Below are 21,974 nucleotides of genomic sequence, written 5' to 3'. Positions count from 1 at the left end.
GGCGCTGGTCATGGCCGAGCCTGTAGACGGCTCCGGTCCCCGGCGTCAATCAGAACTCGATGCCCTCCTGCGCCTTCACCCCCGCGGCGAAGTGGTGCTTGATCGATGCCATCTCGGTGACGAGGTCGGCGGCGGCGATCAGCTCCGGCTTGGCGTTGCGGCCGGTCACCACGACGTGCAGGTCCGGCCGGCGCCGGCTCAGCGCCTCCACCACCTCCGCGAGCGGCAGGTAATCGTAGCGGAGCGCGATGTTGAGCTCGTCGAGGATCAGGAGCCGAAGGGCCGGATCGGCCATCAGCGCCTCGGTCTTCGCCCAGGCGGCACGCGCGGCCGCCACGTCGCGGTCACGGTCCTGGGTCTCCCAGGTGAAGCCCTCCCCCATCGTGTGCCACTCGACCTGGTCGGCGAAGCGCTCGAGGGCGAAGCGCTCGCCGGTCTCCCAGGCGCCCTTGATGTACTGCACCACCCCGACCCGCCAGCCGCGCCCGAGCGCCCGCAGCATCAGCCCGAAGGCGGCGGTCGACTTGCCCTTGCCGGGGCCGGTATGGACGATGAGCAATCCCTTCTCGATCGTCTTGCCCGCCACCTCGGCATCCTGCACCGCCTTGCGCTTCTCCATCTTGGCGCGGTGGCGCGCCGCCTCGTCGTCGCTCATCACGTGTCTCCCTTGAGGGTCATCGGCAGGCCCGCCACCACCAGCACCACCCGGTCGGCGATGGCGGCCAGGCACTGGTGCAGCCGGCCGGCCTCGTCGCGGAACCGGCGGGCGAGCGCATTCTCCGGCACGATGCCGAACCCGACCTCGTTCGAGACCAGCACCAGCGGCCCGGCCGCCGCCCGGCAGGATCCCACCAGGGCCTCGACCTCCGCCGCGAGGTCGGCATCGTCATCAAGCATCGCGTTGGTCAGCCACAGGGTCAGGCAATCGACCAGCACCGGCCGGCCGGCGGGCGCTCGGCCGATCATCGCCGGCAGGTCGCGCGGCGCGTCGACCGTCTCCCAGGGCGGAGGCCGGCGGGCGCGGTGCGCGTCGATGCGCGCCCGCATCTCGTCGTCCCAGGCTTGCGCCGTCGCGACGTAGAGCCAGGGCCCCGGCAGCGCTTCGATCAGCCCTTCCGCGTAGCGGCTTTTTCCTGAGCGGGCGCCGCCCAGGACCAGGGTCAGGCGCGGGGCGGCGCGGTCCGGATCCGGCACGGACGTCTCCTCCTCCGGGAAAACTCGGGCCGGAGGTGTCGCGGCAGGCTGCGCCGATTGCAAGCCCGCAGGCGACCCGCTAGGGTCGCCACGACGGTGCCTCGGCGACGAGGTGAAAAGGGAACGCGGGATCCGGGCTCTTTCCGGTGTGCCGCGGCTGCCCCCGCAACTGTGAGCGGTCGCACACGGTCCGCCATCGGCCACTGGAGCAATCCGGGAAGGCGGTGGGCCGGCTCCAGAGACCGCGAGCCAGGAGACCTGCCGTCACCCCTTTCTCTCGACGCCGCCGGTGGGGCGGCAGGAGTTCGTCATGGTCGCGATCACCCGGTCCCTCTCCCCCGCCCTCGTCGGCGAGCGCCTGAGCGCCGTCCTTCTCGCCGCTACCCTCGGTATCGGGCTGCTGTTCGTCTCCGGCTTCGCCCCCGTGGTCGCCCTGCACAACGCCGCCCACGACTGGCGCCACGCTCACAACTTCCCCTGCCACTGACCAGGGCCTAACCCTCCGAGGCCGCGCGGCCTGCGCCCCGACCGGGCGCGGGCCCGCGGCCCTTTGGTCGTGCAGGTGATCCTTCCATGACGAAACGTCTGCTCGCCGCGGCGCTGGTCGCCGGCTTCCTGGCCGCGTGCGTGGCCTCAGCTCTGCAATTCGCCCTCACCTCGCCGCTGATCCTGGCGGCGGAGAAGTACGAGACGGCCGAGACCGTCGCTCCCACCCGCGTCTCGGCCAATGCGCTGATCGTGTTCGCCCATGCCGGGCACGACCATGGCGGCGAGCCGCAATGGCAGCCGGCGCCCGGCCTGCCGCGCCTCGCCTTCACGGCGCTCGCCACCCTGGTCAGCGGCGTCGGCTACGCGCTGCTCCTCGGCGCCGTGCTGGTCGCGGCCGGCCGCGAGGTGACGCCCTCCGAGGCGCTGAAGTTCGGCATCGGCGGCTTCCTCGCCGCCAGCCTCGCCCCGGCGATCGGGCTGCCGCCGGAACTGCCTGGCATCGCGGGCGCCGCCCTCGAATCGCGCCAGCTCTGGTGGGTGGCTACCGCCCTCGCCACGGCTGTCGGCCTCTACCTGGTGGCGATCCGCCGCGGGCCAGCCGCGATCGGTTTAGGTCTCGCCCTCATCGTCGCACCGCATGCCTGGGGCGCCCCGCACGGGCCGGAGGAGATCTCCGCCATGCCGCCGGTCTACGCGGCGCAGTTCGCCGCCCGGTCGCTGGCGGTCGCCTTCGCCTTCTGGGCGGTGCTCGGCCTCGCCTTCGGCTGGGCCTGGGGCGCGGTCGCCGGCACGAAGGGCACCGCGCGCCGGAGCGAGGTGTCCGCGTGAGCGAGCAGATCCCCTCCGATATCTGCACCCTCTACGTCTGCACCACCTGCCGCGACGCCGCCGACCCCGGCGAAGGCCCCCGCGCCGGCGCCCGCCTGCACGACGCCCTCGCGGCAGCCCTCGCTGATCGTCCGGAGGCGCGCGTGCGGATCGAGCCGGTGGAATGCCTCTCGGTCTGCAAGCGGCCCTGCACGGTCGCGGTGTCGAGCCCCGGCCGCTGGACCTACGTCTACGGCGACCTCGACCCGGCGGTGTCCGCCGCGGTCATCCTCGACGGCATCGGCCTCTATGCCGGAACCCCGGACGGAATCGTGCCCTGGCGCGAGCGTCCGCAAGAGTTCCGCAAAGGCGTCGTCGCCCGCATCCCTCCCGCGCCGGTTCTCCCATGACCATCCTGAACAAGATCCCCTGCACCATCGTCACGGGCTTCCTCGGCGCCGGCAAGACGACGCTCGTGCGCCACGCCGTCGAGCACAATGACGGTCGGCGCCTCGCGATCATCGTCAACGAGTTCGGCGATGTCAGCTTCGACGGCAGCCTGCTCGCCGAGTGCGGCATCCCGGGCTGCGACGCCGACGCGGTGGTCGAGCTGCCGAACGGCTGCATCTGCTGCACCGTCGCCGACGATTTCGTGCCGGCCCTGAACAAGCTCCTCGACCGGCCGGAGCCGCCGGAGCACATCCTGATCGAGACCTCCGGCCTCGCCCTGCCCAAGCCCCTGGTCCAGGCCTTCAACTGGCCGGCGATCCGCTCGCGGGTCACCGTCGACGGCGTGGTGGCGGTGGTGGACGGCCCGGCTGTGGCCTCTGGCGCCTTCGCGGACGATCCAGAGGCGCTGGCGGCCCAACGCGCGGCCGATGCCAGCGTCGATCACGAGAATCCGCTGGAAGAGGTGTTCGAGGACCAGCTCCTCTGCGCCGATCTCGTGGTGATGAACAAGTCCGACCTCCTCGACGAGGGCGAGCGGGCTCGCGTGCGCGCCGAGGTGGAGGCGCACCTGCCCCGGGCCGTCAAGCTCGTCGAGACCGCCCACGGCGCCCTCGATCCCCGCGTGCTCCTCGGCCTCAACGCCGCCGCGGAGGACGACCTCGCCGCGCGGCCCTCGCACCACGAGACGGAGGAGGACCACGACCACGACGATTTCGAGAGCGTGGCGCTGCCGGTGAAGGCCGCGGGCTCGCCCGAGGACCTGGCCGCCCGGGTGGCGAAGGCCGCCGAGGTGGCCGGGGTTCTTCGAATCAAGGGCTTCTGCGCCGTCGCCGACAAGCCGATGCGTCTCGTCGTCCAGGGCGTCGGCCGCCGCGTCGCCCACCATTACGACCGGCCCTGGCGCCCGGCCGAGCACCGGGACGGGACGCTGGTGGTGATCGGGCTCGCCGGATTCGACAAGGAGGCGGTGGCGGCGGCTTTGAAGGGGTAGACGTTTCCCTCGCCTCGATTCGTGCGCGTTGCCTCTCCGCGACAGGTCCCGGGCTTACCCGGGATCTGCGAGCGGCAGACGAAGTCGGGCAAGCCCGACCTCGTTGCGGGGAGAGGGCTGCGTCGCCGTTCAGGGAGCGCAGCGAGGCGGCAGCCGACGGTGAGGGGGTACTTCCGAAAGAGGCTCTCCGGAAACACCCTCTCGCTCCGGCTTAGCCTGCCCCCGCTTCATCGACGACCAGGTCGATGAAGCCCTCTCCCCGTCCGCGGGGAGAAAGGAGACCCGCGCTTTACTTTCCAGCCGGGACGTCTGACGCCATATCGTCGACATCACCGGCACCGAACCACGGAAACCCCAAGCCCGGGAGGGCATCGCATGTCGGAGCCCGCGCACCGGCGCTGGAGCGTGCAGGAGTTCTTCGCCTGGCAGGAGCGCCAGGACGAGCGCTACGAGCTGGTCGGCGGGGTGCCGGTCCGGATGATGGCCGGCGCACGCAACGTCCATGACGACATCGTGGTCAACCTCGTGGCGGAGTTCTGCGCCCGCCTGCGCGGGACACCGTGCCGGCCCTTCACCGGTGACGGCAGCGTCGCGACCCTGCCGGGCCAGATCAGCCGGCCTGATCTGGGCATCGATTGCGGCGCCCGCGACCCGAACGGGCTGACGGCGGCGGAGCCGCGGCTGGTCGCCGAGGTCCTGTCGCCTTCGACCCGCGACTTCGACGCCTTCGACGAGCTCGAGGAGTACAAGGCGGTCGCGAGCCTCATGGTGATCCTGCTGGTCGAGCCGAACGCTCCCGAGATCGCCCTGTGGCGCCGCGACACTGACGGCGCCTGGCAGCACCGTCTCGTGGCCGGGCTCGACCAGACGATCGAGCTGCCGGAACTCGGCACGAGGCTGGCGCTGGCGGACGTCTATGACGGCGTCGTGTTCCCGCCGCGGCCCCGCCTCGTCTCCGGGACCTGAGGGCCGATGCACCTCCTGCGCATCGATACGGTCTCCCTCGACGAGGGCGAAGCGGCGATCGATCTGGGCCAGGCGCCCGGCGACATCGTCGCCCTGTCCTTCACCGATTCCGACCTCGCCGGTCTCGCCGACGCCTATGCGGGTCTCCCGGGGAAATGGCCGAGCCTGCGGCTCGCCAAGCTGGCGCAGCTGCGCCACCCGCTCTCCGTCGATCTCTACGCCGACGCGGTGATCGCCCGCGCCCGCTTCGTGCTGGTGCGCTGCCTCGGCGGGCTCGATTACTGGCGCTACGGCATCGAGCGGCTGGCCGAGACCTGCCGGGCGCATGACATCCCGCTCGCGGTGCTGCCGGGGGACGACCGGCCGGATCCGCGCCTCGACGCGGTCTCGACGGTGGCGCCGGAGCTGCGAGACACCCTCGACGCGTATTTTCGCGCCGGCGGGACCGACAACCTGCGTCAGCTCCTCACGCGGATCGCCGCCGAGCTCGGCCGGCCGGTCGCGGCGGAGCCACCGCGGGCCCTGCCGCGGGGCTTTGCCTGGTGCCCGGGCTGCGGCGTCCGCGATCGGCCGGACGCCGCCTCGCCCCTGCCCCGCGCGCTCGTGCTCGTGTACCGCTCGGCGATCCTCGGCGGCGACACCGCCCCGGCCACCGCCCTCGCAGCGGCCCTGTGGGAACGGGGCTTGAGCCCCGCCATCGTCGCGGTGGCGAGCCTCAAGGACCCGGAAGCGGTGGCCGTCGTCCGCGAGGCCATCGCGGCCCAGCGTCCCGCCGTGATCATCGCCGCCACTGCCTTCTCGGCCCGGGAGGAGGCCGGCTTCGTCCTGGACGAGGCGGATTGCCCGGTGATCCAGGCCTTCACGGTCGGGGCGGGCCGGGAGGCCTGGGCGGCCTCGGCCCGGGGCCTGGGCGCCGCCGACCTCGCCATGCAGGTAGCGCTGCCGGAATTCGACGGGCGGCTCTCCGGCTTCCCGATCTCCCACAAGGAGGAGGCGCCGGAGGTCGAGGGGTTCCGCGAGCGCCGGGCGGTGCCGGACTTCGCCGGGATCAGCGCCACCGCCGACCGGGCCGCCGCCTGGGCCCGCCTCGCCGCCACGGCGCGCTCCGAGCGCCGCCTCGCCCTGGTGCTGTCCGACTATCCGGCCCGGGGGGGCCGGGCCGGCTTCGCGGTCGGGCTCGACACCCCGGCGAGCGCTCGAGGAATCCTCGATCTCCTGGCCGTCGAGGGCTACGCGGTGTCCGACATCCCGGAGCCCGACGCCCTGATGCGCCGTCTCACCGAGGACGCCCCGACCCTCGCGGTGCCGCTGTCCGTCTACGAGGCCTGGCGCGCCCGGCTGCCGGCGGAGGCCCGCGCGGCTCTCGCGGCGGAATGGGGCGAGCCCGCCGACGATCCGGCCGTTCGAGACGGCGCCTTCCGGTTCCGGGCCTTGCAGGCCGGTCGCGTGCTGGTGGCGCTCCAGCCGGACCGCGGCCACAAGGGCGATCGCAAGGCGGGCTATCACGACCCCGACGCGGTGCCCTGCCACGCCTCCCTCGCCTTCCACCTCGCCCTGCGCGAGCGTTGCGACGCGATGATCCATCTCGGCACCCACGGCACCACCGAGTGGCTGCCCGGCAAGGCGGTGGCGCTCTCCCCCGGCTGCTGGCCTTCCCTCGCGGTCGGGGCGCTGCCGGTGGTCTATCCCTTCATCGTCGACGATCCCGGCGAGGCGGCGCCGGCCAAGCGCCGGATCGGTGCCGTCACGATCGGGCACCTGCCGCCGGAGACCGCGGCTGCCGGCCTCGACCCGGCGGCCGCCACCTTGCGCGAGTTGGTGGAGGAGTATTCCGCCGCGACGGTGCTCGACCCGCGCCGGGCGGATCTGATCGCCCGCGGCATCCTGGAGCGGGCCGAGGATGCCGGCCTGCTCGCGGCGGCCGGGATCGATCGCGCCACGCCGATGCCCGACGCGCTCGCCGCCCTCGACGCGCATCTGTGCGACCTCGCCGAGGTGACGATGCGCGACGGGCTGCACGTCTTCGGCGAGGCGCCCGGCGCCCATTCCGCCTGTGGCCCCGCCGAACGGGCCGGCCTCCTCGCCGCCCTCGACGGACGCTTCGTGCCGCCGGGCCCCGCCGGCTCGCCGGCTCGCGGCCGGGCCGACGTGCTGCCGACGGGGCGCAACCTCGCCACCCTCGATCCCCGCGCCCTGCCGACCCGGGCCGCCTCGATGCTGGGCGAAAAGGCCGCCGCCGAGGTGGTGCGGCGCTACCTTCAGGACGAGGGCGAGTATCCGGCCCGCCTCGTCATGGACCTCTGGGCCTCGCCGACCTTGCGCACCGGCGGCGAGGACGTGGCGCAGGCCCTGGCGCTGATGGGCGTGCGCCCGGTCTGGGACCACGCCTCGACCCGGGTGACCGGCTTCGAGGTGCTGCCGCTCGCCCTCCTCGACCGGCCGCGGATCGACGTGACGGTGCGGGTCTCCGGCGCTTTTCGCGATACCTTCCCGGAGACGCTGGCGCTCCTCGATCGCGCCGCCCGGGCGGTCGCGTCGCGCGAGGAGGACGATCTCGACAACCCGCTCGCCGCCGCCCGCCGCCGGGGCGAGGCGCCGGCGCGGGTGTTCGGGGCGGCGCCCGGCCGCTACGGCGCCGGCACCGCCGCCCTCGCCCTCGACGGCGCGTGGAGCGAGCGGAGCGACCTCGCCCGGGCCTATCTCGATGCCACCGCGGAGGCGACGGGCATAGCGGAGGCTGCGGGCACGTCGGACGCCGACTTCGCCGCCCGGGTCGCGGCGGCGGACGCCTACCTCCACGCCTTCGACGTCGCCGAGCGCGACCTCCTCGACGGCGACGCCGCTGCCGACGCGATGGGAGGGTTCTCCGCGGCGGCCGCCTCCCTGGGGGCGGCGCCCGTGCTCTACAGCCTCGATACCAGCCGCCCGGAGGCGCCGCGGGCCCGCACCGCCCGCGAGGACGTCGCCCGGCTGGTGCGCGGCCGCCTCGCCCATCCGCGCTGGATCGCTGCGCAGCTCCGCCACGGCTGGCGCGGCGCACAGGAGCTGGCGCAGGGGCTCGACGCGGTGTTCGTCATGGCGGCCGCCACCGACGCGGTGACGGATGCCGAGATCGACCGGCTCTACGATGCCTATCTCGGCGATCCCGCTGTGCTCGCGGCGATCGAGGCCGCCAATCCAGGCGTCGCGCAGGCGCTCCGCGACCGCTTCGCCGATCTGCGCGACCGCGGCCTGTGGCGCAGCCGGCGCAACTCGCTGGCCGCCCTCGATTCCCGCGAGGCCGCCGAATGAGCATCGCCCCCGTGAACCCGGCGCCGCGGCGCGGCTGGTGCCCGGGTCTCGCCCGGCCGATGCCGACCGGCGATGGCCTTCTCGTTCGTCTCCATCCGGTTGCCGGACGGCTGACCGCGGATCAGGCCCGCGCCGCGGCCCGCGCCGCCCGGGAGGGCGGCAACGGCCTCCTCGACGTGACCGCCCGGGGCAACCTGCAGATCCGCGGTGTGACGGCGGAGAGCCATGGGCGCGTCGTTGCGATCCTGAGCGAGGCGGGCCTCGGCGACGTGCGCCATGACGGCGGGCCGCAGCGGCTGACGCTCAGCCCGCCGCTCGCCCGAATGGCTTGCCTCAGCATCGTCGCGGCGGTGGAGGCGATCGGCCGCGAGGTGCCCGGCCTGCCGGCGAAGACGCTGGTGGCGGTGGAGGATGCAGCAGGCGGGCTCGGGCCGGTCGAGGCGGATCTGCGGGTGCGTGTCGCTTCGGATCTCACCCCTACCCCTCTCCCACACGGGAGAGGGGATCCCGCGCTTTTATCTGGAATCGACGGTGTGCCGCGGGGCCCTGTCGATTGGAGAGAGGGGGTGCTTCCCGCGCTCCAACTCGCCGTCGCCACATCGTCCGGCCCGCTCTGGCTCGCACCGCTCCCCGCCCCCACCGCCCTCGCCACCCTGCGCAGCCTCCTGCACGGCCTCGCCGCCTCCGGCGCCCGCCGCATGCGCGCGCTCTCCGACCCGCAGCGCCACACCCTCCTGGCTCATCTCGCCCTGGGCGAGCCGCCCCCGGCGAGCACCGCCCTCCCCGCCGGCCTGCACGGCCACGCGCTCCTCGTCGAGCTGCCCTTCGGCCGCTGCAATGCCGCCCTCCTCGACCGCCTCGCCGCCTGGAGCGAGTCGCACGGCGACAGCCATCTCGCCCTCACGCCGAGTCGCGGCCTCGCCCTGGCCGCCCGCGGCGCTTCCGAAGCCGCGACCCTGCGCGAGGAAGCCGAGACCGCCGGCCTGATCGTCGATCCCACCGACCCGCGCCGGGCCGTGGCCGCCTGTCCCGGGGCGCCGGCCTGCGCCTCCGGCGGCACGCCGGCGCAGGGCGATGCGCCCCGCCTCGCCGCCGCATTCGCTCCTCTCGCGAAGGACGGCGCCACCGCCCACGTCTCCGGCTGCCCGAAGGGATGCGCCCAACCGGGCCCCGCCACCCTCACCCTGGTCGGCCGGCCCGATGGCCGCTACGGGGTGGTGCTGCACGGCAACGCAGGCACAGAGACCAACCTCGTCCTGACTTTCGGCGCCGTGCTGGAGCGGCTAGAGAGCACACGAGCTCGACCCACTCTTGACGACCCCTCCGGCCTGAGAGACGCATTCCGGGAGCCCGCATGAACCCGCGCCTCGACTACATCCGCGACGGCGCCGCCATCTACGCGCGCTCCTTCGCGATGATCCGCGCCGAATCCGACCTCGCGCGCTTCCACGGCGCCGCCGAGCGGGTGGCGGTGCGGATGATCCATGCCTGCGGCATGACCGATCTGCCCGCCGATATCGACCTGTCGCCGGACTTCGCCGAGGCCGCCGAGCGCGCGCTCCGCCGCGGCGCCCCGATCCTGTGCGACGCCCGCATGGTCGCCGATGGCGTCACCCGGGCGCGGCTGCCGGCGGGCAACGAGGTCGTCTGCACCCTCTCCGATCCCCGGGTGCCGGACCTGGCCAAGTCCCTCGACACCACCCGCACCGCCGCCGCGATGGAATTGTGGCGCGACCGGCTCGCCGGATCGGTGGTGGCCGTCGGTAACGCACCGACCGCCCTGTTCCGCCTGCTCGAGATGCTGGACGAGGGCGTGGCGCCCCCGGCCGCGGTGATCGGCGTGCCGGTCGGCTTCGTGGGCGCGGCCGAATCGAAGGACGCGCTCGCCGCCGACGGGCGGGTGCCGTTCCTGGTGGTGCGCGGCCGGCGCGGCGGCAGCGCCATGGCGGCGGCGGCCGTCAACGCCCTCGCCAGCGAGGTCGAGTGATGGACGGGCCGTCGGATTTCGCGACGCCGGAGCCGGCCGAGATCCCCTCCGCCCCGGTCGCGGCCGTGACCGGCACGCTCTACGGCGTCGGCATGGGGCCGGGCGATCCGGATTACCTCACCGTGCGGGCGGTGCGGGTGCTGGAGCGCGCCCATCACCTCGTGCATTTCTGCAAGGCCGGCAAGCGCGGCAATGCCCGCACCATCGCGGATGCCGTGGTGCAGGACCCGGCCCGCGAATGGCCGCTGCCCTACCCCTACACCACCGAATTGCACCCCGAGGATCCGGCCTACGTGGCGGCGCTCGCCGCCTTCTACGACGAGGCGGCGGGGCGCCTCGCCGAAGTGCTGGGGGCAGGCCGCGACGTGGCCATCTTGTCGGAGGGCGACCCGTTCTTCTACGGCTCGTTCATGCATCTGTGGCGCCGGCTGAAGGACCGCTTCCCGGTCGAGGTGGTTCCGGGCGTCACCGGCATGTCGGGCTGCTGGACCCGGGCCAACACCCCGATCACCTGGGGCGACGACGTGCTGACGGTGCTGCCCGCCACCCTGCCTCACGCGACCCTGGTCGCGCGCCTGCGCACGACGGATGCCGCCGTGGTGATGAAGCTCGGCCGCCACCTGCCGAAGGTGCGCGCCGCGCTGACCGAGGCCGGGCTGATCGGCCGCGCGGTCTATGTCGAGCGCGGCACCATGGCGGGCGAGAGCGTGACGCCGCTGAACGAGAAGCCGGACGACCGCGCGCCCTATTTCTCGATGGTGCTGGTGCCGGGCGAGGGCCGCCGGCCGTGAGCGGCTCCGTGACGGTGATCGGCCTCGGGCCCGGCGACCCGCGCTACCTCACGCCGGCCGCCTCCGCAGCGCTCGACGCGGCGCAGGATCTGATCGGCTACATTCCTTACGTCGCCCGGGTGCCGGAGCGGCCGGGTCTCGTGCGCCACGCCAGCGACAACCGGGTCGAGGTCGACCGCGCCCGCCACGCCCTGGAACTGGCCGCCGCGGGCCGACGGGTCGCGGTGGTGTCGGGCGGCGATCCCGGCGTCTTCGCCATGGCGGCGGCGCTCTTCGAGGCGCTGGAGGCGGGCGATCCGGCCTGGCGCTCGCTCTCCGTCACGGTCGAGCCCGGCATCACCGCGATGCTGGCGGCAGCGGCGCGCGTCGGCGCTCCGCTCGGCGGCGATTTCTGCGCGATCTCGCTGTCGGACAACCTCAAGCCCTGGGAGGTCGTCACCGCCCGGCTCAATGCCGTGCTGGCGGCCGACCTCGTGGTGGCGCTCTACAACCCGATCTCAAGGGCCCGGCCCTGGCAGCTCGGCGCGGCCCTCGCGCTCGCCTCCGAGCACCGCGCCCCCGATACGCCCGTGATCCTCGCCCGCGCCGTCGGCCGGCCCGACGAGGCGATCCGCATCCTGTCCCTCGCCGAGGCGCGCGAGGCCTCGGCCGACATGGCGACCCTGGTGATGATCGGGGCGAGCGCGACCCGGCTGATCCCGCGCGAGGGTCGGGCGCCCTTCGTCTACACGCCGCGGTCCGTCGCCCGATGAGCCTCCAGCCAGTCCAGGGCGGCGCCGGCCTCCGCCACCTGTGCGACCTCCGGCAGACGGGGCTGGCGCACGATCACCACGGGCAGGCGCAAGGCGCGCGCCGCCGCGATCTTGCCGTAGGTTGCCGCCCCGCCGGAATTCTTGGTCACCAGCACTTCGACGCCGTGGCGGCGCATCAGGTCGGCCTCCTCCGCCGCGCCGAAGGGCCCGCGGGCCTCGATCGTCGTGACGTCGATCCCCGGCAGCGCGTCGCCGACCGGCTCGATGGTGCGCACGAGGTAGCGGTGTCGGGGGGCCGCCGCGAAGGCGGCGAGTTCGAGGCGGCCGACCGTCAGGAACACCCGGCGCGGGGCTTCGCCGAGGGCCGGCACGGCCTGCGCCACGCTGTCGACCTCGCGCCACTCGTCCCCGGGCTCCCGTGTCCAGGCCGGGCGCCGGACCGCGAGGAGCGGTACCTCCGCCTCCCGGCTCGCCACGGCTGCGTTGCGGGAGATGACCTTGGCGAAGGGATGCGTGGCGTCGATCAGCGCGGCGATCGCGTGCTCGCGCAGGTAGGCCGCGAGTCCCTCCGCCCCGCCGAAGCCGCCGATGCGGGTACGTGCCGGCAGCGAGAGCGGCGCCGCCGTGCGCCCGGCGAGCGACAGGGTGACGTCGTAAGCCGCGTGATCGGCGAGCAGCCGGACCAGGCTCGCGGCCTCTGTGGTGCCGCCCAGGATGAGGATGCGCATGGCCGCCTTCTCGCCTGAGGCTCTCCTCGAGTCGAGCGCCGCACCCTGGCTGTTCATCGTCGGCATCGGCGAGGATGGACGGGCCGGGCTCTCGCCCGCCGCCGCCGCGGCTCTCGACGGCGCCGGGCTGGTGGTCGGCGGGCGTCGCCATCTGGAACTCGCCGCGCCGCTCTCCGCCGAGACACTGGCCTGGCCGAGCCCGCTCTCCGACGCCTATCCGGCGATCCTCGCCCGTCGCGGCCGGCCGACCTGCGTGCTCGCCTCCGGCGATCCCTTCCATTACGGCGTCGGCGCCGAGCTGGCGCGGCTGGTGCCGGCGGGCGAGATCGCCGGTTTTCCGCAGGCCTCGGCGTTCAGCCTGGCGGCGTCCCGCCTCGGCTGGCCGCTCGCCGAGGTGGCCTGCCTGACCCTGCACGGGCGGGCCCTGGAGCGGGTGATCCCTTATCTCCAGCCCGGCGCCCAGCTCCTCGTCCTGTCCTGGGACGGGACAACGCCGGAGAAGCTTGCCGCCCTCCTGACCGAGCGCGGCTTCCCGCATTCGCGCCTGACCGTGCTCGAGGCGATGAACGGGCCCCGCGAGCACCGCCGCACTGCCCGCGCGGCGGGTTTCTCCGAGAGCGGGATCGACCCGCTCAACACGGTCGCGGTCGAGGTGGTGGCCGAGCCCGACGCGCGGGTGATCCCGCTCAGCCCCGGCCTCGACGATGCCTGGTTCGAGCATGACGGCCAGCTCACCAAGGCCGAGATCCGCGCGATCACCCTCGCGGCCTTGCGCCCCCGCGCCGGCCAGCTCCTGTGGGATGTCGGTGCCGGCTCCGGCTCGGTCAGTATCGAGTGGTGCTTGCGCCACCCGGCCAACCGCGCGGTCGCGGTCGAGGCCAGGGAGGAGCGCGCCGCCCGCATCCACCGCAACGCGCTCACTCTCGGCGCGCCCGACATCCGAGTCGTAGTTGGCCGCGCCCCCGCGAGCCTCGCCGGGCTGCCGGCGCCGGACGCGGCCTTCCTCGGCGGCGGCGTCTCCGATCCGTCCCTGGTCGCGACGGTGTTGGAGGCCCTGCCGGTCGGCGGGCGCCTCGTCGCCAACGCGGTGACACTGGAGAGCGAGGCCCTGCTGCTGCGCCTCCACGCCGAGCATGGCGGCACCTTGCGGCGCCTCTCGGTCGCACGGGCCGAGCCGGTCGGCCATCTCACCGGCTGGCGTCCGGCGATGCCGGTGACGCAATGGGCGCTGACCAAGCCGTGACGCTCTCGATCATCCAGGCGCGGGTCCCGGGCGCCGCCCCGCCGCCGCCGGTCCTGCACGGCCCCGCCCGCTTGCCCGCCACCGAGGCGCCCCGCGCGCTCGTCGCCGGCATCGGCTTTCGTCACGCGACCTCGGCCGACGAGATCCTGGCGCTGGTGGCCGAAGGGCTGCGCCAGGCCGACCTCCCGAGCGCGCACCTCGCGGCGCTCGCCACCGCCGCGGACCGGGCCGGCGACCGGGCGATCCGCGACGCGGCCGAGGCGTTGGGCGTGCCGCTCGTCGCCATCGGGGTCGAGGCCCTGCGCGAGGCCGGCCGCCGGGTCGTCACCCGCTCGGTGCGGATCGAGGCCCTGCGCGGCGTCGGGTCGCTGGCCGAGGCCGCGGCCCTGGCGGCGGCCGGGCCCGACGGCCGCCTCGTCCTGCCGCGCATCGCCTCTGCGGGCGCCACCTGCGCCCTCGCCGCCAGCGGAGACGCCCTCCCGTCATGATCCACTTCATCGGTGCCGGCCCGGGCGCGGCCGACCTCATCACCGTGCGCGGCCGCGACCTCATCGCCCGCTGCCCGGTCTGCCTCCATGCCGGCTCGCTCGTCGCGCCGGAGATCCTGTCCTGGTGCCCGGCCGGGGCCCGGATCGTCGACACCGCGCCCCTCTCCCTCGACGCGATCATCGCCGAGATGGCGGCGGCCCACGCGGCCGGCCACGATGTGGCGCGGCTGCATTCCGGCGACCTCTCGATCTGGAGCGCGGTGGCCGAGCAGACGCGCCGCCTCGACCGCCTCGGCATCCCCTACGATCTCACCCCCGGCGTGCCCGCCTTCGCGGCCGCCGCGGCAGTACTCGGGCGCGAATTGACGGTGCCGGAGGTGGCGCAATCCGTGGTCCTGACCCGCACCAGCGGCCGCGCCTCGTCCATGCCCGACACGGAGCGCCTCGCGGCCTTCGCGGCGACCCGGGCGACGCTCGCCGTCCATCTGTCGATCCACGTCATCGACGCGGTGGTGGCCGAACTGGTCCCGCATTACGGTCCGGACTGCCCGGCCGCGGTGGTGTTCCGCGCCACCTGGCCGGACGAGCGGGTCTTGCGCGGCACCCTGTCCGGCATAGGGGGCCAGGTCGCCGCGGCTGGGCTGGAGCGCACGGCGCTGATCCTGGTCGGCCCGGCGCTGGGCGTGACGGAGTTTCGCGAGAGCGCGCTCTACGCGGCGGATTACGACCGGCGGTTCCGGCCAGGAAGCGGATCGTAACAGCGCCCGAACGGTCGATGAAGACGCGGCGATCGTCGCCTCAACCTCACCCCACCGGATGAAACGGCGCCCGCCCGACCAGGCCACCCTCCCGGTCGAACACCACCACCTCCAGCGAGCTGCCCGAGCCCGACAGCGCCTTGGCCGCCGTCGCCCAGGCGTAGCGGGCGATCAGGTCGGCCAGCGGCAGGTCGCCCCCTTGCGCCAGGCGCAAAACCTCGAGGGCGGTGTTGGCGCCGGCAGCCCGCCGGGCGAGGTCGGGCGCGCCGCCGGCCTCCACCACGCGCTCCGACAGCCAGGCGAGGTCGACCGGCCCCGAGCGCGAATGCAGGTCGAGGAGGCCGTGGCCGAGCTTCGCCATCTTGGCGATGCCGCCCGCCACCGTCACCCGCGGCACCGGGTGGCGGCGCAGGTATTTCAGCATGCCGCCGGCGAAGTCGCCCATGTCGATCAGGGCCTGGGGCGGCAGGCCGTGCAGGCGCGCCACCGCCTCCTCCGAGGTCGAGCCGGTGGCGCCCGCCACGTGGTCGAGGGCACCGGCGCGGGCGACGTCGATGCCGCGGTGGATGCTGTCGATCCAGGCGGCGCAGGAATAGGGCACCACCACCCCGGTCGTGCCGAGCACCGACAGGCCGCCGAGAATGCCGAGCCGCGGGTTCAGGGTTTTCTGGGCCAGAGCCTCGCCGCCGGGGATCGCGATCTCCACCACCACGTCCGGCGGACCGCCGAGGCCGGTTGCCGCCTCCGCGATCGCCGCCGCGATCATCCGCCGGGGCATCGGGTTGATCGCCGGCTCGCCGACGGGCAGCGGCAGCCCGGCCCGGGTCACGGTGCCGACGCCGGGCCCGGCCCGGAACGCGATGCCCGAGCCCGGCGAGCCCCGCCGCACGGTCGCGAGGACCAGGACCCCGTGGGTCACGTCCGGGTCGTCGCCGGCATCCTTGACCACCCCGGCGAGCGCGCCGCCATCGACCGTCCCGGTCCGCGCCAGGGCGAAGGCCGGGCGGGCGCCGCTCGGCAGCGGGATCTCGACCGGGTCCGGGAAGGCGCCGGTGACGAGGCCCGCATAGGCGGCCTTCGCGGCGGCGGCCGCGCAGGCGCCGGTGGTCCAGCCGCGGCGCAAGCTCTCCCGTGGTCGTGTCGCATCCATGCGGCGTGGTATCACCCCCGCGCGGCGCGGTGAATGCGCCCCGATCGTCATCAGATGGAAGCCTTCGTGACCGCACGCCCCGCAAGCGGCCTCCTCCTCGCCGCCGCCCGTTCCGGCTCCGGCAAGACCACCGTGACCCTCGCCCTGCTGCGGGCCCTGCGCCGGAGGGGGCTGGCGGTCGCCGGGGCGAAATGCGGGCCGGACTACATCGACCCGGCCTTCCACGCCGCCGCCACCGGCCGGCCGAGCTACAACCTCGACAGCTTCGCCATGGACGGCGCCCTCCTCGACGCGGTGGCGGGCCGGGCCGGAGACGAGGCTGACCTGTTGCTGGCCGAGGGCTCGATGGGGCTGTTCGACGGCGTCGTCGCGGAAGAGGGCCGCAGCGGCGCCAATGCCGACATCGCCGCCCGCTACGGCTGGCCGGTCGTGCTGGTGCTCGACGTCTCGGGCGCGGCGCAATCCGCCGCCGCCACCGCCCTCGGGGTCCGGGCCTACGACCCGCGCCTGACGCTGGCCGGGGTGATCCTCAACAAGGTGGCGAGCCCGCGCCACCGCCGTCTCGTCGAGGTGGGCCTCACCCGGATCGGGATCCCGGTGCTCGGCGCTGTGCCGCGGGAGGCCGCGCTCGTCCTTCCTGAGCGCCATCTCGGCTTGATCCAGGCCGGCGAGACCGCGGACCTGGAGTCCCGTCTCGACCGTCTGGCCGATCTGGCGGAGGCCTCGATCGACCTCGACGCGGTGGTGGCCGCCGCCGGCGGTCGGGTGCCGGCCCGTGAGTCCGGGCATTCGTCGATCGGGCATCTCCCGCCGCCGCCCGGCCAGCGCCTCGCAGTCGCGCGCGACGCCGCGTTCTCGTTCGTCTACCCGCACCTCGAGACCGGATGGCGGGCGGCCGGAGCCGAGATCGTCCCGTTCTCACCGCTCGCCGACGAGGCGCCGCCCTCCGATTGCGACGCCTGCTGGCTGCCCGGCGGCTATCCGGAACTTCATGCCGGTCGAATCGCCGCCGCGTCGCGCTTCCTCGACGGAGTGCGCGCCTTCGCCGAGACGCGGGCCGTCCACGGCGAGTGCGGCGGCTACATGGTGCTGGGCGAGAGCCTGGAGGATGAAGAGGGCACGACCCACCGCATGGCCGGCCTCCTGCCGGTCGCGACCTCCTACGCGCGACGCCGCCTGCATCTCGGCTACCGGATCGCGACGCTCGTCGGCGCCGGCTCGCTCGGCGCCGCCGGGCAGGGCCTGGTCGGGCACGAATTCCACTATGCCAGCGAGATCACGCCGCCGCCGGGGCCGGACGAGGCCCTGGCCGAGGTCACGGATGCGGAAGGGCGCCCTCTGGGCCTCGCCGGGCACCGGCGCGGCCGGGTCAGCGGCAGCTTCTTCCATCTCGTCGGGCTGCGCTGAGCGCAGGCCCTACCCGGCAGCGGCGTTGTCCTCGCCGTTCGCCACGGAGGCGTGGCGGCCCAGGCGGGCTGCGGAGCGCACGATCGCCAGCACCTCGCGGCGCAGCTGCTCGTCCTCGATCTGGACGTAGGCGCGCAGCAGCTCGATGGCACCTTGCGCGCTCAGGAAGCCGAACACGTTGTCGTCGCTGGTCTCGCCGCCGGTCTGGTCCTCGAAGAAGGCCGAGACCGGCACTTCAAGCAATCGGGCGATCTCGCGCAGGCGGCCGGCGCCGACGCGGTTCTGGCCCTTCTCGTATTTCTGCACTTGCTGGAAGGTCACGCCGACGGCGTTGCCGAGGGCGGTCTGGCTCAGCCCCTTGGCCTTGCGCAGGGCCGTGATGCGGACTCCGACGAGACGGTCGACCTCAGTGGTTTGCTTGGGCATCGGTCCTCAACATCTTCGTGCTGCCTGCCGGAAGCCCCCTCCCCCGATTCCGGAGGGCCGCCGTCCCGCGTCGTTCCTGCCCGCGACATTCCCGGCGCTCCCCGCTCCGGCGACCTCGCGGATGTTCGTCCTCGGGCCGGCGGCGAGGACGTCTCGCATCCGGTCCGCTCAATCCGTCGTTCGCCCGGTCCGGTCCCGGCGCGCCCACCCCATCGGGGCGGTCGAACCGGATTGGAATGTGCGAAAAACCAGTCGTCCTCGTCCGCTCAAGGCCGTCCTGCTGCCAGGCTGACGACACGGATGCGGGTCTGCCATGCAACCCAACTCACGTCTACACGCTCCGAGCGAATTCCCCAAGGGAACAAAGGTGAAAAAAATACTGAGTTGCACCGCCCGCACCGGTTGCCGTCCGGCGGGTTCCAGCCGCCCTGGAGGGTCACCTTGCCGATGGCGGAGCGGTTCCCATCTTCTCGACCGAGGCCGTACGTCCGAGAGAACGCCAAGAGGGGTGCCCGTCATGTTTATCGCCATGAACCGGTTCAAGGTCTACAAGGATGCCACCCAGGACTTCGAGCAGGTTTGGCTCGGGCGCGACAGCCATCTGGGGGAGATGCCGGGCTTCGTCGAGTTCCACCTCCTGCGCGGGCCCGAGTACGAGGACCACGTCCTCTACGCCTCGCACACGATCTGGTCCTCGAAGGCCGATTTCGAGGCGTGGACTCGTTCCGAGCAGTTCCGCAAGGCCCATAGCCGCGCCCCGGGGACGAAGCCGCTCTATCTCGGCCACCCGCAATTCGAAGGATTCGAGACGATCCAGACCGTCGCCCGGGCCGAGTGACGGTGAGGTGCGGGGGCGGATCGAGGCCGCTCCCGCACCTGTCGTCGACCTTCAGCGGCCTCTCCAGGCCGCCTTCACGGTTCAGGCCGCCTTCACGGTTCAGGCCGCCTTGGGCGGGTCGAGCCGCGGCAGGAACGCCGCGAGAAGGCCCACCGCCGGCAGGAAGGCGCAGATCCCGTAGACGTACTCGATGCTGGTGCGGTCGGCGATCTCGCCCAGGACCGCGGCGCCGAGACCTCCCATCCCGAAGGCGAAGCCGAAGAACAGGCCGCCCACCAGCCCGACCCGCCCGGGCAGGAGTTCCTGGGCGTAGACCAGGATCGCCGGCATCGCCGAGGCCAGGATCAGGCCGATCGGCACGGTCAACGCCACGGTCCAGAACAGGTTGGCGTGGGGCAGCGCCAGGGTGAAGGGCAGGACGCCGAGGATCGAGCCCCAGATCACCACCTTGCGGCCGAACCGGTCGCCGATCGGCCCGCCCGCCACCGTGCCGGCGGCGACCGCCCCGAGGAACACGAACAGGTAGAGCTGCGACTGCTGCACCGACACGCCGAAGCGGTGGATCAGGTAGAAGGTGAAGTACGAGCTGAGGCTCGCCATGTAGAAATACTTGGAGAAGATCAGCACCAGCAGCACCGCGATGGTCTGCACCACCTTGGCTCGCGGCAGGGCGCGGATGGCCGCGGCCCCCTTCTTGGCCCGCGCGGCCCCGGCCCGGAGACGGTCGCGGTACCAGCGCCCGACGAGGCTCAGCACCACGAACCCGGCGAGCGCCGCGACCGCGAACAGCGCGACGCTCGGCTGGCCGAGCGGCACCACGATGAAGGCGGCGAGCAGCGGTCCGAGCGCCGAGCCGGCATTGCCGCCGACCTGGAACACCGACTGGGCCAGTCCGTAGCGCCCGCCCGAGGCGAGGCGGGCGACCCGCGAGGCCTCCGGGTGGAAGATCGCCGAGCCGAGGCCGACGAGGCAAGCGGCCATGACGAGCAGGCCGTACGAGCCGGCATGGGACAGGAGCAGCAGGCCGCAGAGCGAGAGCAGCATGCCGGTGGCGAGCGAGAACGGCATCGGCCGCTTGTCGGTGAACAGGCCGACCACCGGCTGCAGCAGCGAGGCGGTGAGCTGGAACGCCAGGGTCAGGAAGCCGATCTGGCCGAAATCGAGGGCGTAGGCCTGCTTCAGGAGAGGGTAGATCGCCGGCAGCAGCGACTGGATCATGTCGTTGAGGAGGTGCGACAGGCTCAGGCCCCCGAGCACTACGGCCGCCGGTCCCGCCGCCGCGGCCGGCGCGGCGACCCTGCTCACGGCGTCCACCTGCGGCGGCCCGGTCACCGACGCCTCCGCGGCCACGCCGCCCTCGCTCGCTCGCGCATCCATCGCTCGGTCCGCTCCCCCCGGCGGCCCTCACGCCGGCCGCTCTCGCCGCGCCGCCCGTCGAAGATCCAGGGGGTTACGGCGATCCTCCCATACACCCGCCGCATCCGCCCGTCCCGGACTCCGCCGCAGGGCTGGGATGCCGTCGGTCCCGGGCTTGCTGACTGACCGTCAACCAGCCGGCGGCGGCCCGGGGCGCGTGCGGAAACGGCACGGTCCCGCCCGGTCCGTCCCGCACCGGCACAGACGCGGTCACGGGTCATCTCGCCATGCGACACGAACGGTTCCCGGAGAACGGCAACGCCAACCTCGCCTCGTCGGAGGCACGCGCGGTCTGGAACGCGCTCCTGCCCCGCCGCGGCCGGGCCGCCCTGCGCGTCGCGATCGCGGGCAGCGCGGCGCTCGCCGAGCTCGCCGCCGTGACCGTCACCGGGCTCGCCTGTGAGATGATCTACCACCTCGTCTCCTACGAGCGACAGCCCGAACTCGGCCCGTCCCTGGCGATCGGCCTGTTCCTCGGCCTGTTCGTGGTGCTGCCGAACGTCGCGCGGGGCGAGTACAGCATCGAGAACTATCTCGCCCGCGCCCCCCATCTGCGCCGGACGGTCAGCCTGTGGCTCGGCGCCTGGGCGGTGGTGCTGGTCCTCGGCTTCCTCAGCAAGACCACGGGCGACCATTCCCGCGCCGCGGCGCTCGCGACCTTCCTCACCGGCCTGCCGACCCTCGTCGCCACCCGCTTCGTCACCGTCGCCCTGGTGCGCCGGCTCATCACTCCCCGCTCCGATTCGGCCCGCCGCATCCACCTGATCGGCTACGAGGACGACGTCGCGAGCTTCTACGCCACGCACGACACCGCGGCCCTGGGCCTCAGGGTGATCGGCGTCAGCACCCTGCGCAGCGTCGCCCCCGGCACCGACCCGGAGGCGCGCCGAACCCAGCTCGCCGAGGATCTCGACCTGAGCGTCTCGGTGGTGCGCTTCCTGCGGCCCGACGACGTGTTCGTGCTCGTGCCCTGGGCCGAGGTCGAGGACCTGGAGGCCTGCGTCGACGCCTTCCTGCGGGTACCGGTCGCCCTGCACCTGCGCCCGGGGCGGGTGATGGACCGCTTCAGCGACGTCCGTCTCGGCCGGGTCGGCCTGCTGACGGGCATCAATGTCGGTCGCGCGCCCCTCACCCCCCTGGAGATCGCCGCCAAGCGCACCTTCGACGTCGTGGTGGCGTCGCTGGCGCTCGTGGCGCTCTCGCCGCTGCTGCTTCTGATCGCGATCCTGATCCGCCTGGACAGCCGGGGCCCGAGCCTGTTTCGCCAGAAGCGCTACGGCTTCAATCAGGAGGCGTTCTGGGTGTTCAAGTTCCGCAGCATGCGCAGCGACGCCGGCGCTGCCTTCCGCCAGGCGACCCGCGACGACGACCGCATCACCCGGATCGGCCGCTTCCTGCGCCGTACCAACCTCGACGAACTGCCCCAGCTCCTCAACGTGATCCGGGGCGACATGTCGCTGGTCGGCCCCCGCCCCCACGCCGTCGCCCACGACCGCAGCTTCGAGCGCCGCATCGCGCTCTATGCCCGGCGCCATAACGTGCGGCCGGGGATCACCGGCTGGGCGCAGGTGAACGGGCTGCGCGGGGAGACCCTGACCGACGCGGACATGCAGCGGAGGGTGGAGCACGACCTGTTCTACATCGACAATTGGTCGTTGTGGTTCGATCTGCGGATCGTGGTGATGACGGTGGTGGCGAGGAGTGCGTTCAGGAACGCGTATTGAGGGGCGTGACGACGTGCGGTGCCATGGCGAGGTCCGATCTCGGGTGGTCCAGATCACGACGACACGCGAGACCGCTTT

Annotated in this window: 22 protein-coding genes and 1 riboswitch; of the genes, 16 read left to right on the top strand and 6 right to left on the bottom strand. The window is 73.6% G+C overall.

Going from position 1 to position 21,974, the window contains the following annotated elements:
- Nucleotides 1-49: 49 nt before the first annotated feature.
- Both cobO and cobU read right to left on the bottom strand, forming a co-directional pair.
- Nucleotides 50-655, bottom strand: coding sequence for a cob(I)yrinic acid a,c-diamide adenosyltransferase (cobO, locus tag MFF64_RS12355; protein WP_238190950.1), 606 nt, complete (start codon nt 653-655; stop codon nt 50-52).
- Nucleotides 655-1,164, bottom strand: a complete 510-nt coding sequence (gene cobU / locus MFF64_RS12350; RefSeq protein ID WP_099900912.1) for a bifunctional adenosylcobinamide kinase/adenosylcobinamide-phosphate guanylyltransferase — start codon at nt 1,162-1,164, stop codon at nt 655-657. The genes cobO and cobU overlap by 1 nt, the downstream gene beginning before the upstream one ends.
- 107 nt (nt 1,165-1,271) lie before the next feature.
- Nucleotides 1,272-1,474, top strand: a riboswitch (cobalamin riboswitch).
- Between the two features lie 30 nt (nt 1,475-1,504).
- Here cobU and MFF64_RS12345 point away from each other — a divergent pair.
- The 10 genes from MFF64_RS12345 to cobJ all read left to right on the top strand — a co-directional run bounded on the left by MFF64_RS12345 (nt 1,505) and on the right by cobJ (nt 11,718).
- Entirely contained in the window at nt 1,505-1,681 is a 177-nt protein-coding gene (locus tag MFF64_RS12345) for a CbtB domain-containing protein (RefSeq protein ID WP_093571268.1), read from the top strand.
- Between the two features lie 86 nt (nt 1,682-1,767).
- Nucleotides 1,768-2,511 carry a CbtA family protein gene (locus MFF64_RS12340; RefSeq protein ID WP_238190948.1) on the top strand — a complete coding sequence of 248 codons (744 nt, stop codon included), beginning with the start codon at nt 1,768-1,770 and terminating at the stop codon, nt 2,509-2,511.
- Complete coding sequence (locus MFF64_RS12335) at nt 2,508-2,900, top strand: DUF1636 family protein (RefSeq protein ID WP_238190946.1); 393 nt, start codon at nt 2,508-2,510, stop codon at nt 2,898-2,900. The genes MFF64_RS12340 and MFF64_RS12335 overlap by 4 nt, the downstream gene beginning before the upstream one ends.
- Complete coding sequence (gene cobW, locus MFF64_RS12330; protein ID WP_099903856.1) at nt 2,897-3,931, top strand: cobalamin biosynthesis protein CobW; 1,035 nt, start codon at nt 2,897-2,899, stop codon at nt 3,929-3,931. The genes MFF64_RS12335 and cobW overlap by 4 nt, the downstream gene beginning before the upstream one ends.
- Before the next feature lie 375 nt (nt 3,932-4,306).
- Complete coding sequence (locus MFF64_RS12325) at nt 4,307-4,897, top strand: Uma2 family endonuclease (protein ID WP_099903854.1); 591 nt, start codon at nt 4,307-4,309, stop codon at nt 4,895-4,897.
- A 6-nt stretch (nt 4,898-4,903) separates the two neighbouring features.
- Complete coding sequence (gene cobN, locus MFF64_RS12320; RefSeq protein ID WP_238190944.1) at nt 4,904-8,188, top strand: cobaltochelatase subunit CobN; 3,285 nt, start codon at nt 4,904-4,906, stop codon at nt 8,186-8,188.
- Entirely contained in the window at nt 8,185-9,546 is a 1,362-nt protein-coding gene (locus MFF64_RS12315; protein ID WP_238190942.1) for a ferredoxin-like domain-containing protein, read from the top strand. Before cobN ends, MFF64_RS12315 begins: the two co-directional genes overlap by 4 nt.
- Nucleotides 9,543-10,175: a precorrin-8X methylmutase gene (locus tag MFF64_RS12310; RefSeq protein WP_099905013.1), complete on the top strand. Its 633-nt coding sequence runs from the start codon at nt 9,543-9,545 to the stop codon at nt 10,173-10,175. The genes MFF64_RS12315 and MFF64_RS12310 overlap by 4 nt, the downstream gene beginning before the upstream one ends.
- Nucleotides 10,175-10,966, top strand: a complete 792-nt coding sequence (locus tag MFF64_RS12305) for a precorrin-2 C(20)-methyltransferase (protein ID WP_099905015.1) — start codon at nt 10,175-10,177, stop codon at nt 10,964-10,966. Before MFF64_RS12310 ends, MFF64_RS12305 begins: the two co-directional genes overlap by 1 nt.
- Nucleotides 10,963-11,718: a precorrin-3B C(17)-methyltransferase gene (cobJ, locus tag MFF64_RS12300; RefSeq protein WP_099905017.1), complete on the top strand. Its 756-nt coding sequence runs from the start codon at nt 10,963-10,965 to the stop codon at nt 11,716-11,718. Before MFF64_RS12305 ends, cobJ begins: the two co-directional genes overlap by 4 nt.
- On the opposite strand, the gene MFF64_RS12295 is transcribed toward cobJ, so the two are convergent.
- Nucleotides 11,691-12,446, bottom strand: coding sequence for a cobalt-precorrin-6A reductase (locus MFF64_RS12295; protein ID WP_238190940.1), 756 nt, complete (start codon nt 12,444-12,446; stop codon nt 11,691-11,693). The genes cobJ and MFF64_RS12295 overlap by 28 nt on opposite strands.
- Between MFF64_RS12295 and cbiE the strand changes: the two genes are divergently transcribed.
- The 3 genes from cbiE to cobM are packed head-to-tail and all read left to right on the top strand — an operon-like array spanning nt 12,445 to nt 14,935.
- Nucleotides 12,445-13,689, top strand: coding sequence for a precorrin-6y C5,15-methyltransferase (decarboxylating) subunit CbiE (gene cbiE / locus MFF64_RS12290; protein WP_099906516.1), 1,245 nt, complete (start codon nt 12,445-12,447; stop codon nt 13,687-13,689). The genes MFF64_RS12295 and cbiE overlap by 2 nt on opposite strands.
- Entirely contained in the window at nt 13,668-14,177 is a 510-nt protein-coding gene (locus MFF64_RS12285; RefSeq protein ID WP_099906514.1) for a cobalamin biosynthesis protein, read from the top strand. The genes cbiE and MFF64_RS12285 overlap by 22 nt, the downstream gene beginning before the upstream one ends.
- The gene (cobM, locus tag MFF64_RS12280) at nt 14,174-14,935 is read left to right on the top strand and encodes a precorrin-4 C(11)-methyltransferase (protein ID WP_099906512.1); all 762 of its coding nucleotides are present in this window, start codon (nt 14,174-14,176) and stop codon (nt 14,933-14,935) included. The genes MFF64_RS12285 and cobM overlap by 4 nt, the downstream gene beginning before the upstream one ends.
- A gap of 46 nt (nt 14,936-14,981) precedes the next feature.
- Here cobM and MFF64_RS12275 read toward each other — a convergent pair whose 3' ends face one another.
- Nucleotides 14,982-16,085, bottom strand: coding sequence for a cobalt-precorrin-5B (C(1))-methyltransferase (locus tag MFF64_RS12275; protein WP_099906510.1), 1,104 nt, complete (start codon nt 16,083-16,085; stop codon nt 14,982-14,984).
- Between the two features lie 66 nt (nt 16,086-16,151).
- On the opposite strand from MFF64_RS12275, the gene MFF64_RS12270 reads away from it, so the two are divergent.
- Nucleotides 16,152-17,492, top strand: a complete 1,341-nt coding sequence (locus tag MFF64_RS12270) for a cobyrinic acid a,c-diamide synthase CobB (RefSeq protein WP_238190938.1) — start codon at nt 16,152-16,154, stop codon at nt 17,490-17,492.
- A gap of 9 nt (nt 17,493-17,501) precedes the next feature.
- On the opposite strand, the gene MFF64_RS12265 is transcribed toward MFF64_RS12270, so the two are convergent.
- The gene (locus MFF64_RS12265; RefSeq protein WP_099906506.1) at nt 17,502-17,918 is read right to left on the bottom strand and encodes a helix-turn-helix domain-containing protein; all 417 of its coding nucleotides are present in this window, start codon (nt 17,916-17,918) and stop codon (nt 17,502-17,504) included.
- A gap of 517 nt (nt 17,919-18,435) precedes the next feature.
- Between MFF64_RS12265 and hmuQ the strand changes: the two genes are divergently transcribed.
- Nucleotides 18,436-18,756, top strand: a complete 321-nt coding sequence (gene hmuQ, locus MFF64_RS12260; protein WP_099906504.1) for a heme-degrading protein HmuQ — start codon at nt 18,436-18,438, stop codon at nt 18,754-18,756.
- A gap of 99 nt (nt 18,757-18,855) precedes the next feature.
- Here the strand turns inward: hmuQ and MFF64_RS12255 are convergent, their stop codons facing one another.
- Nucleotides 18,856-20,133: an MFS transporter gene (locus MFF64_RS12255; RefSeq protein WP_238190936.1), complete on the bottom strand. Its 1,278-nt coding sequence runs from the start codon at nt 20,131-20,133 to the stop codon at nt 18,856-18,858.
- A gap of 266 nt (nt 20,134-20,399) precedes the next feature.
- Between MFF64_RS12255 and MFF64_RS12250 the strand changes: the two genes are divergently transcribed.
- Entirely contained in the window at nt 20,400-21,896 is a 1,497-nt protein-coding gene (locus MFF64_RS12250) for an undecaprenyl-phosphate glucose phosphotransferase (protein ID WP_099903255.1), read from the top strand.
- The last annotated feature ends 78 nt before the right edge of the window (nt 21,897-21,974 follow it).

Source organism: Methylobacterium frigidaeris, from assembly GCF_022179185.1.
In the GTDB taxonomy this organism is placed as follows: Bacteria; Pseudomonadota; Alphaproteobacteria; order Rhizobiales; family Beijerinckiaceae; genus Methylobacterium; species Methylobacterium frigidaeris.
Note: the sequence above shows the minus strand (reverse complement) of the source record. Positions and strands in the feature narration are given on the sequence as shown.

What these genes read in the sequence shown, in the direction of transcription:
- cobM (WP_099906512.1), top strand. Translation starts at nt 14,174, where the DNA reads ATGATCCACTTCATCGGTGCCGGCCCGGGCGCGGCCGACCTCATCACC.
- MFF64_RS12345 (WP_093571268.1), top strand. Translation starts at nt 1,505, where the DNA reads ATGGTCGCGATCACCCGGTCCCTCTCCCCCGCCCTCGTCGGCGAGCGC.
- MFF64_RS12340 (WP_238190948.1), top strand. Translation starts at nt 1,768, where the DNA reads ATGACGAAACGTCTGCTCGCCGCGGCGCTGGTCGCCGGCTTCCTGGCC.
- MFF64_RS12250 (WP_099903255.1), top strand. Translation starts at nt 20,400, where the DNA reads ATGCGACACGAACGGTTCCCGGAGAACGGCAACGCCAACCTCGCCTCG.
- hmuQ (WP_099906504.1), top strand. Translation starts at nt 18,436, where the DNA reads ATGTTTATCGCCATGAACCGGTTCAAGGTCTACAAGGATGCCACCCAG.
- MFF64_RS12305 (WP_099905015.1), top strand. Translation starts at nt 10,175, where the DNA reads ATGGACGGGCCGTCGGATTTCGCGACGCCGGAGCCGGCCGAGATCCCC.
- cbiE (WP_099906516.1), top strand. Translation starts at nt 12,445, where the DNA reads ATGGCCGCCTTCTCGCCTGAGGCTCTCCTCGAGTCGAGCGCCGCACCC.
- MFF64_RS12285 (WP_099906514.1), top strand. Translation starts at nt 13,668, where the DNA reads ATGGGCGCTGACCAAGCCGTGACGCTCTCGATCATCCAGGCGCGGGTC.
- MFF64_RS12275 (WP_099906510.1), bottom strand. Translation starts at nt 16,085, where the DNA reads ATGGATGCGACACGACCACGGGAGAGCTTGCGCCGCGGCTGGACCACC.
- MFF64_RS12295 (WP_238190940.1), bottom strand. Translation starts at nt 12,446, where the DNA reads ATGCGCATCCTCATCCTGGGCGGCACCACAGAGGCCGCGAGCCTGGTC.
- MFF64_RS12315 (WP_238190942.1), top strand. Translation starts at nt 8,185, where the DNA reads ATGAGCATCGCCCCCGTGAACCCGGCGCCGCGGCGCGGCTGGTGCCCG.
- MFF64_RS12255 (WP_238190936.1), bottom strand. Translation starts at nt 20,133, where the DNA reads ATGGATGCGCGAGCGAGCGAGGGCGGCGTGGCCGCGGAGGCGTCGGTG.
- cobN (WP_238190944.1), top strand. Translation starts at nt 4,904, where the DNA reads ATGCACCTCCTGCGCATCGATACGGTCTCCCTCGACGAGGGCGAAGCG.
- cobO (WP_238190950.1), bottom strand. Translation starts at nt 655, where the DNA reads ATGAGCGACGACGAGGCGGCGCGCCACCGCGCCAAGATGGAGAAGCGC.
- MFF64_RS12325 (WP_099903854.1), top strand. Translation starts at nt 4,307, where the DNA reads ATGTCGGAGCCCGCGCACCGGCGCTGGAGCGTGCAGGAGTTCTTCGCC.
- MFF64_RS12310 (WP_099905013.1), top strand. Translation starts at nt 9,543, where the DNA reads ATGAACCCGCGCCTCGACTACATCCGCGACGGCGCCGCCATCTACGCG.
- MFF64_RS12265 (WP_099906506.1), bottom strand. Translation starts at nt 17,918, where the DNA reads ATGCCCAAGCAAACCACTGAGGTCGACCGTCTCGTCGGAGTCCGCATC.
- cobW (WP_099903856.1), top strand. Translation starts at nt 2,897, where the DNA reads ATGACCATCCTGAACAAGATCCCCTGCACCATCGTCACGGGCTTCCTC.